Source organism: Amycolatopsis echigonensis, assembly GCF_014174495.1.
Taxonomy (GTDB): domain Bacteria; phylum Actinomycetota; class Actinomycetes; order Mycobacteriales; family Pseudonocardiaceae; genus Amycolatopsis; species Amycolatopsis echigonensis.
Window position 1 is genome coordinate 1 of sequence record NZ_JACJHR010000235.1, and the last position, 1,237, is coordinate 1,237.

The 1,237-nt window shown below is 69.3% G+C and carries 1 protein-coding gene; it reads left to right on the top strand.

Annotation, left to right across the window (positions count from 1 at the left end; translation table 11 throughout):
• Positions 1-1,237: Clp protease N-terminal domain-containing protein (locus tag H5411_RS46495; protein WP_183128026.1), on the top strand; the 1,237-nt coding region annotated here is incomplete at both ends.

The window sequence follows — 1,237 nt, forward strand, 5'->3', positions numbered from 1 at the left end:
GGTGCCGCGGCTGTTGTCCCAGGCCCAGGTGGAACCGGACACGCTGCGCACCGGGCTGGAGGCCGAACTGGGACGCCGTCCGAAGGTGTCCGGGCCCGGCGCCGCACCGGGGCAGGTCTTCCTCACCCAGCGGCTGGTCCGGCTGCTCGACACCGCCGAGCGCGAGGCCAAGCGGCTCAAGGACGAGTACGTCTCCGTCGAACACCTGGTGATCGCGCTGATCGAGGAAGGGACCACCACCGCCGCGGGCCGGCTGCTGCACGAGCACGGCCTGACCCGCGACCGGTTCCTGCAGGCGCTCACCGCGGTCCGCGGCAACCAGCGGGTCACTTCCGCGATGCCCGAGGTCGCCTACGAAGCGCTGGACAAGTACGGCCGCGACCTGGTCGCCGACGCCGCCGCAGGCAAGCTCGACCCGGTGATCGGGCGTGATGCTGAGATCCGCCGCGTGGTGCAGATTCTGTCCCGCAAGACCAAGAACAACCCGGTGCTCATCGGCGACCCCGGCGTGGGCAAGACCGCGATCGTCGAGGGCCTCGCCCAACGCATCCACCGCGGCGATGTGCCCGAAGGCTTGCGCGACAAGACCGTCTTCGCCCTGGATATGGGCTCTCTGGTGGCGGGCGCGAAGTACCGCGGCGAGTTCGAGGAGCGGCTCAAGGCCGTCCTCAACGAGGTGAAAGCCGCCGAGGGCCGGATCCTGCTGTTCGTCGACGAGCTGCACACCGTCGTCGGAGCTGGTGCCGCGGAAGGCGCGATGGACGCCGGGAACATGCTCAAACCGATGCTGGCCCGCGGCGAGCTGCACATGATCGGCGCCACCACGGTCGACGAGTACCGCAAGCACATCGAGAAGGACGCCGCCCTGGAACGCCGGTTCCAGCCCGTGCTCGTGGACGAGCCGGACGAGGCCGACGCGATCTCGATCCTGCGCGGGCTGCGTGAGCGGCTGGAGATCTTCCACGGCGTGAAGATCCAGGACAGCGCCCTGGTGGCCGCCGTGACCTTGAGCCACCGCTACATCTCCGACCGGTTCCTGCCCGACAAGGCCATCGACCTGGTCGACGAAGCCTGTGCGATGCTGCGCACCGAGATCGACTCGATGCCCGCCGAGCTCGACGAACTGACCCGGCGGGTGATGCGCCTGGAGATCGAGGAAGCGGCGCTGGCGAAGGAAACCGACCCGGCCAGCCAGTCCCGGCTCACGGAGTTGCGCAAGGAGTTGGCCGACCTGCGT